Origin of the sequence: Rhizobacter sp. Root1238, from assembly GCF_001425825.1 — a bacterium.
Taxonomy (GTDB): domain Bacteria; phylum Pseudomonadota; class Gammaproteobacteria; order Burkholderiales; family Burkholderiaceae_C; genus Rhizobacter.
Genome location: NZ_LMDM01000013.1, coordinates 100,722 through 115,810 on the forward strand (window position 1 = coordinate 100,722; position 15,089 = coordinate 115,810).

Annotated in this window: 9 protein-coding genes; 7 read left to right on the forward strand and 2 right to left on the reverse strand. The window is 69.1% G+C overall.

All coding sequences use genetic code 11. The features are described 5' to 3' along the window. Positions 1-108: 108 nt before the first annotated feature. Positions 109-696 carry an ANTAR domain-containing response regulator gene (locus ASC98_RS12725; RefSeq protein WP_056802550.1) on the forward strand — a complete coding sequence of 196 codons (588 nt, stop codon included), beginning with the start codon at positions 109-111 and terminating at the stop codon, positions 694-696. Here ASC98_RS12725 and ASC98_RS12730 read toward each other — a convergent pair. Both ASC98_RS12730 and ASC98_RS12735 read right to left on the reverse strand, forming a co-directional pair. Further along, on the reverse strand, positions 666-1,892 hold the full coding sequence (locus ASC98_RS12730; RefSeq protein WP_157598104.1) for a hypothetical protein: 1,227 nt from the start codon (positions 1,890-1,892) through the stop codon (positions 666-668). The genes ASC98_RS12725 and ASC98_RS12730 overlap by 31 nt on opposite strands. A 24-nt stretch (positions 1,893-1,916) precedes the next feature. Continuing rightward, positions 1,917-3,425 carry an ATP-binding protein gene (locus ASC98_RS12735; protein WP_056802556.1) on the reverse strand — a complete coding sequence of 503 codons (1,509 nt, stop codon included), beginning with the start codon at positions 3,423-3,425 and terminating at the stop codon, positions 1,917-1,919. Positions 3,426-3,609: 184 nt separating this feature from the next. Here ASC98_RS12735 and ASC98_RS12740 point away from each other — a divergent pair, with 184 nt between their 5' ends. The 6 genes from ASC98_RS12740 to ASC98_RS12765 all read left to right on the forward strand — a co-directional run bounded on the left by ASC98_RS12740 (position 3,610) and on the right by ASC98_RS12765 (position 14,847). Continuing rightward, positions 3,610-7,056 carry a PAS domain-containing hybrid sensor histidine kinase/response regulator gene (locus ASC98_RS12740; protein WP_056802559.1) on the forward strand — a complete coding sequence of 1,149 codons (3,447 nt, stop codon included), beginning with the start codon at positions 3,610-3,612 and terminating at the stop codon, positions 7,054-7,056. 4 nt (positions 7,057-7,060) lie between these two features. After that, complete coding sequence (locus ASC98_RS12745) at positions 7,061-9,319, forward strand: bifunctional diguanylate cyclase/phosphodiesterase (RefSeq protein ID WP_056802562.1); 2,259 nt, start codon at positions 7,061-7,063, stop codon at positions 9,317-9,319. A gap of 55 nt (positions 9,320-9,374) precedes the next feature. Beyond that, the gene (locus ASC98_RS12750) at positions 9,375-11,069 is read left to right on the forward strand and encodes a diguanylate cyclase domain-containing protein (RefSeq protein ID WP_056802564.1); all 1,695 of its coding nucleotides are present in this window, start codon (positions 9,375-9,377) and stop codon (positions 11,067-11,069) included. A gap of 177 nt (positions 11,070-11,246) precedes the next feature. Further along, the gene (locus tag ASC98_RS12755; RefSeq protein ID WP_082542120.1) at positions 11,247-12,641 is read left to right on the forward strand and encodes an undecaprenyl-phosphate glucose phosphotransferase; all 1,395 of its coding nucleotides are present in this window, start codon (positions 11,247-11,249) and stop codon (positions 12,639-12,641) included. 199 nt (positions 12,642-12,840) lie between these two features. Further along, the gene (locus ASC98_RS12760; RefSeq protein WP_056802567.1) at positions 12,841-13,977 is read left to right on the forward strand and encodes a hypothetical protein; all 1,137 of its coding nucleotides are present in this window, start codon (positions 12,841-12,843) and stop codon (positions 13,975-13,977) included. A 375-nt stretch (positions 13,978-14,352) separates the two neighbouring features. Beyond that, a complete protein-coding gene (locus tag ASC98_RS12765; protein WP_057480075.1) occupies positions 14,353-14,847 on the forward strand; it encodes a PEP-CTERM sorting domain-containing protein in 495 nt (164 codons plus the stop codon). The last annotated feature ends 242 nt before the right edge of the window (positions 14,848-15,089 follow it).

Sequence of the window (15,089 nt, forward strand, 5' to 3'; positions counted from 1 at the left end):
AAGTCGTCGGTTCGGGCACTTGCTTGGTAACGCCGCCGCGCCATTCCTCGCTGCACATATGCAATCCACCCCGGACAGATCGCCTTTCGGCCACAATCCGAGCCCACCATGACGAACAAAGGCAAGATCCTCGTCGTCGATGACGACCGCCTCGTGCTCGCGACGCTGTCGCACGGGCTCGCGCAGGCCGGCTACGACATCATCGACGCCGACAACGGCGACGACGCGATCCTGCTGGCGCGCGAACACCGCCCCGATCTCGCGCTGCTCGACATCCGCATGGAAGGCAAGAGCGGCTTCGACGTGGCCGTCTACCTGCGCGACTACTGCCAGATGCCGTTCATGTTCCTGTCGGCCTTTTCCGACGACGACACCGTCGCGCAGGTCGGCGCGCTGGGCGCGGTGGCCTACCTCGTGAAGCCGCTCGACATTCGCCAGATCGTGCCGGCGGTCGAAGCGGCCTTCGCGCAGATCGAGCGGCGCGACGGCGAGCCCGCACCGCTGGCCGGCACGCTCGCGCACGAGGCGCTGGCCCAGCCGGTGGCGATGGCGGTCGGCGTGCTGATGCACCGCTACTCGCTGTCGCGCGGGCAGGCGCTGGAGCGGCTGCAGCGGCTGGCGGCGAGCGAAGGCCAGCCGCTTGCGCAGCAGGCGGAGCGATTGCTTCAGGCCGTGGAGCTGTTGTCGGCCGGGTGACCCGCGGCCGTGACGCGGGGATCCGATCCGTTCGCCGTGCCGCGGCTGTTCCGCAGCCGCTGCAGCAATGACGCCCGGGCGGCGGGCGGCAGTGGGTGTTGTGCGACCGCGTCGGCGACCGACTGCTGCACCCAGAGCGGATCCAGCGCCTCGTTCCAACGCTTGAATTGCCTGAGGACGGCCACCTCCACCAGGCGCGCGTCGGCGATGTCGTCGAGCACAGGAGACGCGAAGGCTGTCGAGTACGTGCGCTGGATCAGCGCCCAGCCGACCCGGCGTGCGCAGACCGGCGGCGAGGCGAAGCCGATCAGCAGCCGGCACTTGCCCTCGGTGCACAGGTCGTCGCGCTCGAGGATGAAATACAGCACCGACATCACGATGCCGGCAACCCCTTGCGCGCCGAGGTCGGCCGTCCACAGCGGGGTGCGGTCGTGCCGTGTCCGGGCGAAGAGCAGCTTCTCGAGCGTCGTCGCCCAGCAGAGCGGAAGCATCCGCGGCAGCAACAGCACCAGGTCGAGGAACAACGGCGCAGTGTCCTCGTGAGCGAGCAGCCGATGCACCAGCGCGCGTCCCGCCTTCGGACGCAGGCAACACGTCAGCGAATCGATGCGGACACTCTGCATCAGCTCGATCAGGGCCGTCCGGCAGGCCCCGATGTCGCGACGCGTCAACAGCAGTTCGAACGCCGTGCGGCTCGAATGGATGTCCGGCGGCATGGTGAAGAGCAGCACGGCGTTCAGGCCGTCGTAGAGGGACGAGGATTCCGCACCGCGCAGGTGGCCAAGCGCGGCGACGATCGTGTCGATCAGCGCGTCGGCATCGCACGGCGTGCGGCCGATGAGGTGGAGCGATTGCACCATCAGCGCGCGCTTGGCGTCGAAAGGCAACGTCGACATGAAGATCGCCTTCATCAGCGTGTCGACAGTGTCGCGATGGGATGCCGCACGGGACAGGACGGGGTGTCCGTCGGCATCGCGGGTGTGCAACAGGCGCGTCAGTCGGGCCTGCTTGCGCGGCATCGCCGTGGCGCTGTCGATGGTTTCCCGGAACCGGGCGACCAGATCGCCGACCTGGATCGACCCGCCGTCGAGTCGCGGCGGTGTGTGCGGGTGGAGGTGGCGGCGGGTGGCGAGTGGAGAAGCGCGCATGACGGATTGAAAGGTGGACAGATCACGTTCTGTGATCGCCGCCTCCAAATCGTTCCCTCGATGCGGTGCCGCCTAGGGCAGCCAGAACTGGAAGCGGGCGCCGCGATCCACCTCGCCTTCGGCCCAGATGTCGCCGCCGTGCCGGCGGATGATCCTGCGCACCGACGCCAGCCCGACGCCGGTGCCCTGGAAATCGTTCGCGCTGTGCAGCCGCTGGAACACGCCGAACAGCCGGTCGGCGAAGCGCATGTCGAAGCCGGCGCCGTTGTCGCGCACCGTGAAGGCCGGCCGGCCCTCGTGCACGCCGGCCTCGAACCAGATGTGCGCGTCGCGGCGCTTCGAGGTGTATTTCCACGCGTTGCCCAGCAGGTTCTCGAGCGCCACGCGCAGCAGCGTCGCGTCGCCCTGCGCATGCAGGCCGGGCTCGATGTCGACCTTCACATTGCGCTGCGGCGACTCGCGCCGCAGGTCGTCGACGATGTAGCCCACCAGTTGCGACAGGTTGATCGGCTGGCGCGCCAGCGGCCGCGCCGACAGCTGCGACAGCGCCAGCAGCGAATCGATCATGCTGCTCATGCGCGCGGCGGCGCCCAGCACCCGGTCGAGGTGGTCGTTGCCGATGCGGTCGAGCAGGCGGCCGTAGTCCTCCTTGACGATCTTCGTGAAGCCCTCGACGACGCGGATCGGCGCGCGCAGGTCGTGCGACACCGTGTAGCTGAACGACTCCTGCTCGTCGGCCGCGGTTCCTGCGGCTGCGGCGGTCGCCGCGGCCGCCGCCGCGTGGCGGTGGAAGATCAGCAGCAGCTCGGCACCGGCACGCGGCAGCGCCGGCAACAGGCGGTGCACCTGCAGCTCCCAGCCCTCGGCGCTGCCGCTGGCCGCATCGGCATGCAGCGACGGCGAGATCGCCTGCTCGGCCAGTGGCCGCAGCCCGGCCGGCAGCCGCTGCAGCAGCTCGGGCCACGGCGGCAGCGCGCTGGGGTCGGCGATGTGCAGCCAGCGTTCGGCCGCCGCGTTGGTTTCGTACAGCACGCCCAACTGGCCCGGCGGCGGCGGCGCGATCCGCAGCACCGGGTCGGCGAGCGCCTGCAGCAGTTCGCCGAGGCGCTGGTCGCCCGGGTCGGTCAGCTCGCGGGCCGTGCCGACGTAGCCGGCGAAGCGGCCCTGCGCGTCGAGCAGCGGCTCGCCGCGCAGCGACCAGGGGTGGCGCACGCCGGCCGATCCGGCGCGCCACAGCGCGGTCGCGCTGAGCGGCGCATGCTGGTCCATCGCGGTGCGCAGCGAGCGCACCAGCGTGTCGCTGGCCTGGAAGTGCTGCCACAGCGGCGGCGCGTCGTCGGCACCGGCCCAGTCGGCCAGCGCCGCGCCGCGCGGCGGGCGCCACTGCACGACCCGGTGCTGCACGTCGCTGCGCCACTGCCAGCAGTCGAGCGATTGCGCAACGGCCTGGCGCTCGGCCCGCTCGTGCTGCAGCGCCTGCTCGGCGCGGCGCAGCTGCCGTCTCGACCGGGCCGCCCAGGCGCCGGTCGCGAGGGCCGCCAGCAGCAGCAGTCCGGCTGGCAGCACGGTCTCGAGATTCATCCGATCGATTGTAAGGAGTGGTTGCGCCGTGACATTGTGGGGGCCGACCCGGTTTCCAATGTGTCGGATGCCTCAAGTCGGCTGGAGCGGCACCGAAAGTGCTGCGAAGACCCCCGCTCCCTGGGCGGGGTCCCCATTGGTGGGCCCACAAGGCTGTGCATTTTTTCCGGAAGTACGTTGACCCATGCCTGCTCCACTGTCTCGTCTCGCCCAATGGTTCGGTGCCCGCCAGTCGCGCAAGGCGCTGAAGTCGTCGACTGCTGCGCCGGCGGACGTGTCGCCGGCCGCGCCGGTGCCGGTGGCGCCGACGGAGCCGGCCGGCGACGACTGGCTGGGCCTGCTGCAGCAGGTCGCGATCCAGGTCGATGAGGCCGACACGCTGGCCGACGCGCTGCACGCCGCCGCCGAACTGCTGGCGCAAGGCCTGGAGGCCGAGGGCCATGCGGTGTTGCGCGTGCTGTCGGTCGCCGGCGACGCCGCCCAGCTGCAGGCCTGGACGCAGCACGACGACCCGCATTCCGGCCGCTTCACCGTGCACCCGCGGCTCAGCGCGACCGGCCGCGCGGTCGCCGAGGGCCGCATCTGCCTCGCGCCGATGCAGGCTTCCGGCGCCAGCGTGATGGCCTTGCCGGTGCATGGCCGCGACGGCACGGCCGCAGTGCTGGAGCTGCACGGCGTGCCGGCCCGGCGCGACCTGGCGGCGCTGCGCCGCGTGCTGGACACCGTGCAGCGCCTGCTGGACCTGCGCGCCGGGCGCGTCGACACCCCCCAGCCGGCCACCGTCCCCATTCCGCTGGCCGCCCCGATCCTGCTACCCACGACGCCGGCGCCGGCCAATTCCGAGCCGGAGCTGCTGCAGCTGCTGATGGAGAACCTGCCGGTCAGCCTGTTCGTGCTGAACGCGGCCGATCGCCGCATCGTCGCGATCAACACCCATGCCGAGCGCGAGTTCGCGAAGGGCCGCGAGCATGTGCTGGGCAAGACGGTGCGCGCCGCCTTCGGCAGCGGCATCGCGGTGCTCGGCGAACCCGCGATCACGCGCGCGCTGGCCGAGCAGGGCATGGTCGAGAGCGAAGTCGAAGTGCGCGGCGAGGGCGACGGTGCCCCGCGCATCGTCAGCGCCCGCTGCTTCGCGCTGCGCCACGCCGACGGCACGCCGCGCCTGGTGATCGTGCTGGCGCGCGACGTGACCCGCGAACGCCGTGCCGAGCGCGAACTGCAGGAATCGCAGAGCCGGCTGCGCGAGTTCGCGCACACGGTGGAAGACAGCCTGTTCGTCACCAACCCGGCGCGCGACCGCTTCCACTTCCTGAGCGAGAGCAGCTACGACACCTGGGGCACGCCGCAGGACGAGTTCGAGCGCACGCCGAATTCCTTCCTGTCGCGCGTGCTGCCGGAAGACCGCCACCTGCTGCTGGCCCGCCGCGAGCTCGAAGAACAGCTGCAGCCGGCCGACATCCGCGTGCGCATCCAGCACCCGGTGAAGGGCGTGCGCTGGCTGCGTTCGCGCACCCGCTCGCGCCGCATGCCCGACGGCGAGCTGCGCGTCTACGGCCTGGTGTCCGACGTCACCGAAGAGCTGGAGCGCGAGAACGAGCTGAAGCGCGCGCGCGACACCGCCGAGGCCGCGAGCCAGGCCAAGAGCCAGTTCATGGCCAACATGAGCCACGAGATCCGCACGCCGATGAACGGCATCCTCGGGATGACCGAGCTGCTGCTGGGCACGGCGCTGAACGACCGGCAGAAGCGCTTCGCGCAGGCGGTGTACCGCTCCGGCGAGGCGCTGCTGGAGATCATCAACGACATCCTCGACTTCTCGAAGATCGAGGCCGGGCGGCTGGAGCTCGCGCCGGTCGATTTCTCGCTGCGCTCGGTGGTCGAGGACACGCTGGAGCTGCTCGCGCCGCGGGCGCACGAGAAGGGCCTGGAGCTGAGCTTCCGCGAGGAGCCCGGCATGCCGAGCCACGTGCACGGCGACCCGCTGCGGCTGCGCCAGGTGCTGACCAACCTGGTGGCCAACGCGATCAAGTTCACCGAAGCCGGCGAGATCGTCGTCGACGTGCGCATGCCGATGCCGGCGCAGTCGGCCGACCGCGCGCTGTGGCTGGAGTTCGAGGTGCGCGACACCGGCATCGGCATCGAGGACGACGTGCTGCCGCGGCTGTTCAGCGCGTTCACGCAGGCGCACGGCGGCATGTCGCGGCGCTATGGCGGCACCGGGCTGGGCCTCGCGATCTCGAAGCAGCTGGTCGAGCTGATGGGCGGCGACATCGAGGTGCAGAGCGCGCCGGGCATCGGCTCGCGCTTCATCTTCAGCATGCCGATGGCGCATGCCGAGGGGGCCGGCGGCGATACCGCCTCGGCGGGGCTGGAGCCGGCGCAGATGCCGGCGCTGCGCGTGCTGGTGGTCGAGGACCACGAGACCAACCGCACCGTGCTCGACAACATGCTGGGCGCCTGGGGCCTGCAGGTGGTGCTGGCCGAGGACGGCCGGCAGGCGCTGGCGATCCTGTCGGGCGCGACGCCGGTCGATCCGCGCTTCGACCTGGCGCTGGTCGACATGCACATGCCCCGCCTCGACGGCATGGGGCTGGCCCACGCGCTGCAGGCGCTCGGCCCGGAACGCCCGGGCAGCGGCATGAAGATGATCCTGCTGTCGTCGGTGTCGTCGCCGGACGACGTGCGGGCGGCGCACCGCGCCGGCTTCGACCGTTTCGTCGCGAAACCGGTGCGCAAGGCCGAACTGCGCCAGGCGATCCTGGGCATCTCCAGCCAGCGCGTCGACGCGACGCGCTTGACGCCCCGGCTGAACGCACAGATCCTTGTCATCGAAGACAATCCGGTCAACCAGGAGGTCATCGGTCAGATGCTGAGGGCGCTGGGGTGCCAGGTCCAGGTCAGCGCTTCGGCGCTGGAGGGCCTGAAGGCGTTGTGCGAGCGGCGCTTCGACCTCGTGCTGATGGACATCCAGATGCCCGGCATGGACGGCGTCGAGGCGTTGAACTGGTTCCGACGAAACCGGTCGGGGCGGTTCGATTTCCTCACGCCGACCGAAACGCCGGTGATCGCCGTGACGGCCAATGCCCTGGGAGGTGACGAAGAACGCTTCCTCGAACTCGGTTTCGACGACTATCTGTCCAAGCCCTTCCGCCAAAGCCAACTGCTCGCCATGCTTTCAAAACGTTTGCGCCCTGCAGCACCCGTGGACCCCGACAGCGCGGCCGCCGGCGGCGCGGCCGCCTCTCCTGCCGCCTCCGCGCCGCCCGCGCCCGCCGCCGACGACGGCGTGCTCGACGCCGGTGCCCTCGACCGCCTGCGCGAACTCGACCCGAGCGGCGAGAACCACCTGATCGAGCGGGTCATGAAGGCTTTCGATACCTCCCTCGAACGGCTCCTCCCCCAATTGCAGGATGCTCAGGCGTCTCACGACTTGACGGGCATCCGCCACGTGGTACACACGCTGAAGTCGTCTTCCGCGAGCATCGGGGCCCTCAAGATGTCTCAAATTTGCGCAGAAATCGAAACCATGGTCCGCCGCGAGGCGACGCAGGGCATGGACGATCGCATCGTGGCCTTGCAGGCCGAGGTGGTCATCGTCGTGGCCGCCACCCGCCGCTTGCTGGGCCGCTGACTCGATGAGCTCAAGCGCGCCGCTGACGGACGACGATCTGCTCGGCCAGCCGCGCGTGCTGCTGGTCGACGACGACGAGGTCAACCTGCTGCTCACCGCGATTGCGCTGCGCGAGCGCGGTTTCGCGATCACTGAGGCCACCAGCGGCGAGCGGGCGATCCAGATCCTGGCCGACTGGTCGCCCGACGTGGTGGTGCTCGATGCGCTGATGCCCGGCCTCGACGGCTTCGAGACCTGCCGCGAGCTGCGCGCGCTGCCCGGCTTCGAATCGATGCCGGTGCTGATGCTGACCGGGCTGGACGACGACGCGTCGATCACCCGCGCCTACGAGGTCGGCGCCACCGATTTCTTCGTCAAGTCGACGCACTGGAGCCTGCTGGCCGGCCGCTTGCGCTACCTGCTGCGCTCGTCGCGCACCCGCCAGGAACTGGAGCGCAGCAAGTCGAAGCTCGCGCGCGCGCAGGACCTCGCGCGCATGGGCAGCTTCGACTGGCACCGCGGCCACGGCAACCCGCTGTTCTCGGTCGAGGGGCTGCGGGTGTTCGGCCTCGGCCCGGGCGACACGCCGAGCATGCGGGCGCTGCTGCGCATGGTGCCGAACGAAGACCGCAACGGTTTCGTGACCATCCTGAACGAGGTGATCCGCCACAGTTCGGTGCTGGCGACCGACATCCCGGTCACGCTGCCCGATGCCCGCCAGCGCATCATCCACGTCGAGGCCGAGCCCGAGTTCAACGAGCACGGCAACCTGTCGGGCTACACCGGCATCGTCCAGGACGTGACCGACCGGCGCATGGCCGAGGACAAGATCCGCCACCTGGCCAACTTCGACGCGCTGACCGGGCTGCCGAACCGCCGCCAGCTGATCTGGCGCACCGAGCGCGCGCTCGAGCATGCGCGCCGGCTGAACCACCCGGTCGGGCTGCTGCTGATCGACCTCGACCGCTTCAAGGTCATCAACGACACGCTGGGCCATGGCGCCGGCGACGAACTGCTGATGGAGGTGTCGCGCCGGCTGCGCTCGTGCGTGCGCCACTCCGACCAGGTGATGGAGAGCGCCGTCGAGTCGATGGGCTCGCGCTCGCACCGCACGCTCGAGGCCGTCGGCCGGCTGGGCGGCGACGAATTCGTCGCGCTGCTGCCCGAGGTGTCCGACGAGACCGATGCCGAGCGGGTCGCCGCGCGCGTGCTCGACGTGATGCGCGAGCCGATCTTCGTCGGCGGCCAGGAGTGCTTCGTGACCGCGAGCGTCGGCATCGCGATGTTCCCGCGCGATGGGCAGTCGGTGGCCGACCTGATGCGCAACTCCGACGTCGCGATGTATTCGGTCAAGGCGCAGGGCCGCAATGCCGCGCTGCTGTACCGGCCGGCGCTGGCCGGCAAGGGTCGCGAGAAGCTCGAACTCGAAAGCGCGCTGCACAAGGCCATCGAGCGCAACGAGCTGGTGCTGCACTACCAGCCGAAGGTCGACGTGCGCGGCGCGCGCATGGTGGGGGCCGAGGCGCTGATGCGCTGGCAGCGCGGCGGCACGCTGGTGCCGCCGGGCGACTTCATCCCGCTGGCCGAGGAAACCGGCCTGATCATCCCGCTCAGCGAGTGGGCGATCCGCGAGGCGGCGCGCCAGGCCCGGATCTGGCAGGACAGCTTCGGCTTCGCCGACTCGATCGCGGTGAACCTGCCGAACCGGCTGTTCGAGCGCACCGACCTGGTCGAGCACATCCACCAGGCCGTCACCGCGTACGGCGTGCCGCACCATGCGATCGAGCTCGAGATCACCGAGACGGGCCTGATGAAAGACCTGCAGAACGTCATCCCGACGCTGCACCGGCTCAACGAGATCGGCGTCGAGATCTCGATCGACGACTTCGGCACCGGCTACTCGTCGCTCGCCTACCTGACCACGCTGCCGATCAGCGAACTGAAGATCGACCGTTCGTTCGTGCGCGACCTCGGCATGACGCCGCAGAGCTCGGCGGTGGTCACCGCGATCATCGCGCTGGCCCGCTCGCTGGGCCTGCGCGTGGTGGCCGAAGGCGTCGAGAACATGCGCCAGATGGAAGTGCTGCACCGGCTGGGCTGCGGCATGATGCAGGGCTTCCTGTTCAGCAAGGCGCTCGCGCCCGAGGCGCTCGACCAGTGGCTGCAGCAGACGGTGCTGCCGCGCAAGGCGCCGTGGATCGTCGATGCCGATGACGGCGACGAGCTGACCGACTCGATCCGCGCGAGCCTGGAGCCGCGGCCGAGCCGCTACACCCCCAAATGACCGGGCACGCGTTCCGTGCCGCTCCCTGCCGTTTCCCATTTCCCTGACCTGATCGATGGACACCAAACCCTTGGCGCCGCAGACGCCTGCCGTGCTGGCCAAGGCCGCGCTGCGCCGGCTCGTGGTCGACAAGCTGGAACCGACGCCCGAGAACTACGCGCGTGCCTACCAGCTCGAATCCGGCATCCAGCCGACCTCGGCGCGTGCGCAGGCTGCCACGACGCCGCCGTCGGTCGCCGACAACGCCACCCAGGCGGCTGCGCTGGCCGCGCTGATCGAGCGCATCGCCCGCGGCATCGAGCGCGGCGGGCGCAACTGGACCGCGGCGCGCAAGAAGGAAAGCCTGCAGCGCGTGCTGTCCAGCAGCCGCAGCGACCTGCAGCGCCTGCAGCAGCGGCTCGGGCAGCTGGTGGGCAGCTGGGAGAGCGACACGCTCGACGACATGGTCGACGCCGACGACAGCCTGACGCACCCGGCGCCGCTCGATGCGCTGCCGCTGCCTGCGGCGTCGGCGATGTCGTCGGGCGAGCCCACGGCTGCCGATGCCGACACGGCTTTCCCGCTGTGGCGCCGCGTCGCCGACGGCCTGAGCGGCACCGTGCAGCTTGCGCTGCCGCCGCCGCCGGCGCCGAGCGCCGACCTGTCGCGCCAGCTGGCCGAGCTGCTGGCGCGTCTTGAAGAGCCGAGCCCGACACCGCTGCAGGCCGACGAGTTCGACGCGCTGTGCGACCGCGCGCGTCGCATGCTGCAGCACCGCCACCACTTCGTCGATCAGCTGAGCGGGCTGTGCCAGGAGCTCACCGCGAGCCTGGCCGAACTGGCCGAGGACGACAGCTGGGCGCGCGGTCAGGTCGATGCGATGAAGCTGCAGATCGACAGCGGGCTGACCGCGCGCAGCGTGCGCTCGGTCAGCGAGCTGCTGGGCCACACCCGCGAGCGCCAGCAGCAGCTGCGCGAAGACCGGGCGCGTGCCCGCGATGCGCTGAAGCTGCTGATCAACCGCATGCTCAGCGAGCTGGGCGAACTGGGCCAGCACACCGGCCGTTTCCACGAAAGCGTCGGCCGCTATGCCGACACCATCGAGAAGGCCGATTCGCTCGAGAGCCTGGCCGGCGTTGTGCGCGAGATGGTCGAAGAGAGCCGCACCGTGCAGTCGCTGGTCAGCCAGGCGCAGGGCCGGCTCGAGTCGGAGCATGCGAAGGCGGTCGGGCTGTCCGAGCGGGTGGCCGAACTGGAGGGCGAGCTGCGCCGCCTGTCGGAAGAGGTGTCGACCGACCAGCTGACGCAGATCGCCAACCGGCGCGGGCTGATGCAGGCCTTCGATGCCGAACGGGCGCGCATGGAACGCGGCCAGACCGAGCTGTCGATCGGCCTGCTGGACGTCGACAACTTCAAGCGCCTGAACGACGAGCTGGGCCATGCGGCTGGCGACACCGCGCTGAAGTCGCTGGCCGAGGTGGTCAGCAAGGCGTTGCGGCCGACCGACCTGGTCGCGCGCTACGGCGGCGAGGAGTTCGTCGTGCTGCTGCCCGACACCCCGGTGCAGGAAGGCGAGCAGATCCTGACGCGTTTGCAGCGCTCGCTGAGCGGCGGGCTGTTCATGCACGAGGAGCGGCAGGTGTTCGTCACGTTCTCGGCCGGCGTCACGCTGTACCGCCAGGGCGAGCCGATCGAAGCTGCGCTCGAACGAGCTGACGAAGCGCTCTACGAGGCGAAGCGAACCGGTAAGAACCGGACGTGTGTCGGATAAAAGCCTGTCGAATCTACCGATCGCCTGTGTCCAACCGTGACGGCCGCCGGTCTTTCTGACAAGCAGGCGCCGGTGTTCACCCTCTGGCGCTGCGAGAGAAATTCAGTTACAGCGGCGTGCCACGTTGGCACGTCTCCTGCGTGAGGGACTCCGTGAAACTTTCAACGGGCCCTTTCCATGTTCGAAGAACGCAGCCATAGGCAGTTGTTCCTCGGTGCGCCGCCATCCGTCACGTCCTTCATCGCCGCGGTGATGGAGCCGTTGTTGACGGTGCTCTGCTATCTCGGCGTCAGCAGCGTGTTCGACGAGCCGGTCGAGCGGCCGGCGCTGACGCTGTGCATGCTGGTGCTGGTGCTCAGCTTCCCCGGCGTCAACCGCTTCAAGGACCGCAGCCTCAACGCGGCGATCGACATCCTCAGTGCATGGATCGCGCTGCTCGGCATCCTGGTGCTGTGCGGTTACGCGACCGACAGCCTGAAGTTCTTCGAATGGCGGGTGCTGGCCTGGTGGGCCGGGCTGACGCCGGTCGTGCAGTGGCTTGCCGTGCGACTGGGCAAGGAAATGATGCGCCGCCTGGCCTTGCGGCCGGAGTACCGCCGCACTGCGGTGGTGGTGGGCGCCGGGCCGCTGGGTGCGAAGGTGCTGGAGTCGCTGAAGGCACGGCGCTCGTTCGGTCAGGACTTCGTCGGCTTCTTCGAGGACCGCTCGCCCGACCGGCTGCACCCCGATGCCCGCGAGCACGTGAAGGGCCGCTTCGAGGACCTGGCCGACTGGGTTCGCCGCCACGGCGTGCGCGATGTCTACATCACGCTGCCGCTGACCTCGCAGCCGCGCATCGTCAACCTGCTGGCGTCGCTGCAGGACACGACCGCGTCGGTCTACTACGCGCCCGACGTGTTCGGCGTCAGCGTGATCCAGGGGCGCCTGCAGGACATGGCCGGCGTGCCGGTGGTGAGCCTGCTGGAGTCGCCGTTCACCGGCACCAACGACCTGGTGAAGCGCTTCAGCGACATCGTGATCGCGTCGCTGATCCTGCTGCTGATCTCGCCGGTGATGGCGGCGCTCGCGATCGGCGTGAAGATGAGTTCGCCGGGGCCGGTGATCTTCCGCCAGAAGCGCAACGGGCTCGATGGCGAAGAGATCGAGGTCTACAAGTTCCGTTCGATGACGACGCAGGACAACGGCGCGGTGGTCAAGCAGGCGACGCGCGGCGATGCGCGCATCACGCCGTTCGGCGCGTTCATCCGCAAGACCTCGCTCGACGAGTTGCCGCAGCTGATCAACGTGCTGCAGGGCCGCATGAGCATCGTCGGGCCGCGCCCGCACGCGGTGGCGCACAACGAGCAGTACCGCAAGATGATCCAGGCCTACATGGTGCGCCACAAGGTGCGCCCGGGCATCACCGGCTGGGCGCAGGTGAACGGCTTCCGCGGCGAGACCGACACGCTGGACAAGATGGCCGCGCGCGTCGAGTACGACCTCGAATACCTGCGCAACTGGTCGCTCGGGCTCGACCTGATGATCATCGTGCGGACCGTGCGGCTGGTGCTGTTCGATCGCAACGCCTATTGATGTGGGCCCCCCGTCGTCGCCGCGCTCCTCCTGACCCGAGGGACGCCACCCGGCGGCCCGGCGGAGCCGGTTCCGCGGGCGTTGCCTGATCCTTCTCTGTTGTGCGGGGTACCTTATGCGTCGTCATTCTTCCGTTGCTGTCGTTGTCCTGAGCGGTCTGGCCGGAGTCGCCCATGCCGGTGACGAATCCGATCCGTACGTGTTCGGGTTCAGCCAGGCGGTCTCGGCCGACAACAACCTGTTTCGCGCGCCCGACGGCCAGCCGGTGGCGCGCGACGCGATCTCGTCGACCGGGCTGCGGGCTGCGATCGACCAGCCGTTCGGGCGGCAGCGATTCACGGCGGGGCTCGAGGCCAACGTCAACCGCTACAAGAACAACACGCAGCTGAACAACACCGACCACCGGCTGTCGGCGCGGCTCGACTGGTCGACCATCGAGCGGGTGTCGGGCGAGCTGACGGCCGAGCAGCGCAGCAGCCTGTACCGCTACGACCTCGACAGCCAGAACCGCTTCACCGGCAAGAACCAGTTGCGCACGACGGGCGCCGGGCTGCAGGTGCGTGTGGGTGTCGTCACCGCGTGGACGCTGGAAGGCGGCTGGGCCGGCAACCAGAGCCGCTATTCGGCCGAGGAATTCAGCAACCGCGACGTGCGCCAGCAGACGGTGAATGCCGGCGTGCGCTGGGCCGATGCCGATGCGCTGAGCGTGCGGCTGGGCGGCCGGCACACCGAAGGCCGCTTCCCGAACTTCGGCATCGAGCCCGACACGTTCCGGCGCAACGACGTCGACCTGAGCCTGCTCGCCAAACCGAACGGGCTGAGCACGCTGAACGCGCGCGTCAGCGCGACGAGCGAGAGCCACTCGGTGCAGTCGCAGCGCGACGTGAACACCTGGACCGGCGCGCTCGGCTGGAACTGGCAGGCCACCGGCAAGCTGAATTTCGACACCCAGCTGTCGCGCGACAGCAGCGTCGGCAGCAGCACCTTCGGGACCGCGCTCAACGAGATCGATTCGAGCGACACCCGGGTCAGCCACAGCCTGCAGCTGAAAGGCCGCTGGGATGCGACCGCGAAGATCCAGCTGACCGCTCAAGGCGGCTACACCCGCCGCAAGCTCGACAACGCCTTCATTGCCAACGGCGTGACCGCGCCGGCCGAAGGCGAGGACAACACCGTCACCTACGGTCTCGGCATCGCCTGGCAGCCGCTGCGCAGCCTGCAGTTCGCCTGCAACGTCGGCCACGAACGCCGCCAGATCGTCGGCGACAACATCACGATCACCTACCCCTACAGCGCGACCACCGCGAGCTGTTCGGGCCAGGTCAGCATCCGCTGATCCGGCGCCTTGTCGGATGGCGCGTGGCGCTGGCCGCCACGCCCTGAATGCATGCTGCATCGCACCATGAGAGGGAGCCGTGCTCTGGCATGGGCCATGCTGATGTGTCCATTTGAAGGCAGTTTGCAGCTTCTTGCAGGCAGTAACGAAGAGATACAGGGCGGAAATCGGCAAGCTTGGCGTGCCGGATGGTAGTTGCTGCAGCAAATTCGGCTTCTTTTGCAAGTCGAAGGCGGGTTTGTCGTGCTGCTGCACGGGCACGCAAGCTGCCTTGTACCCCGTGCGCCGCGATCTACCCCCTCAAACTGGGGATGGGCCTTGAAAGTGGCGTGTGTCTTGCATAGGGGAAAGCACCTAATCACCAGGAGGTATTCAATGAAGAAGTTCCTTGTTTCACTGGCCCTCACCGCGATGACTTTCGCGACCGGGTCAGCATTCGCCAGCAGCGAGAGCTGCGACGATCCGCTGAAGAGCAAACTGGGTCAGAGCTTCTGCTACGAGGTGTTCGATAACCTCGCGCCCGGGATGTACAACGTGAGCTTCGAATATGAAGCGCAGAAGCTGAGTAGTCCGCTGGACCGCACGCTCGACTTCGCGTTCCTGTTCGACAGCGCGAAGGGCCCGGGCACGTTCGACCAGCTGTCGGATTCGACGAAGACGACCGGCTGGAACACGTACTCGTTCGTGACGAAGGCAGGCGGCGACAGCTTCCTGATCTTCGCGCTGCTGGGCGTGTACCCGCAGAAGTTCAGCCTGGCGTTGCAGAACATCACCGTCACGGCCGTTCCGGAACCGGCGACGTACGCGATGCTGCTGGCCGGCCTGGGCGCGATCGTGTTCGTGTCGCGCCGCCGTCGTCCGCAGGACTGAGTTTTCGGCCTCTCCGAGGCTGAATTCAAAAGGCCCCGCAGCGCAAACTGCGGGGCCTTTTTGTTGGGTGCTTGCTTGCTTGCTTGCAAAGGCGCGGGTGGGGAGGCTGTGGCGCGCCGTCGGGGGCGGTCCTCGGCCCCCCCTGGGGGCCGAAGACTGCCCTCCGCTGGCTGGCTTCATGGCCCGTCGCCGAAACTCCCGCCGCTCACTTCGTTCGCTGTGGTCAAACAGTCGGCGACAGT

What these genes read in the sequence shown, in the direction of transcription:
- ASC98_RS12725 (WP_056802550.1), top strand. Translation starts at nt 109, where the DNA reads ATGACGAACAAAGGCAAGATCCTCGTCGTCGATGACGACCGCCTCGTG.
- ASC98_RS12735 (WP_056802556.1), bottom strand. Translation starts at nt 3,425, where the DNA reads ATGAATCTCGAGACCGTGCTGCCAGCCGGACTGCTGCTGCTGGCGGCC.
- ASC98_RS12740 (WP_056802559.1), top strand. Translation starts at nt 3,610, where the DNA reads ATGCCTGCTCCACTGTCTCGTCTCGCCCAATGGTTCGGTGCCCGCCAG.
- ASC98_RS12745 (WP_056802562.1), top strand. Translation starts at nt 7,061, where the DNA reads ATGAGCTCAAGCGCGCCGCTGACGGACGACGATCTGCTCGGCCAGCCG.
- ASC98_RS12750 (WP_056802564.1), top strand. Translation starts at nt 9,375, where the DNA reads ATGGACACCAAACCCTTGGCGCCGCAGACGCCTGCCGTGCTGGCCAAG.
- ASC98_RS12755 (WP_082542120.1), top strand. Translation starts at nt 11,247, where the DNA reads ATGTTCGAAGAACGCAGCCATAGGCAGTTGTTCCTCGGTGCGCCGCCA.
- ASC98_RS12765 (WP_057480075.1), top strand. Translation starts at nt 14,353, where the DNA reads ATGAAGAAGTTCCTTGTTTCACTGGCCCTCACCGCGATGACTTTCGCG.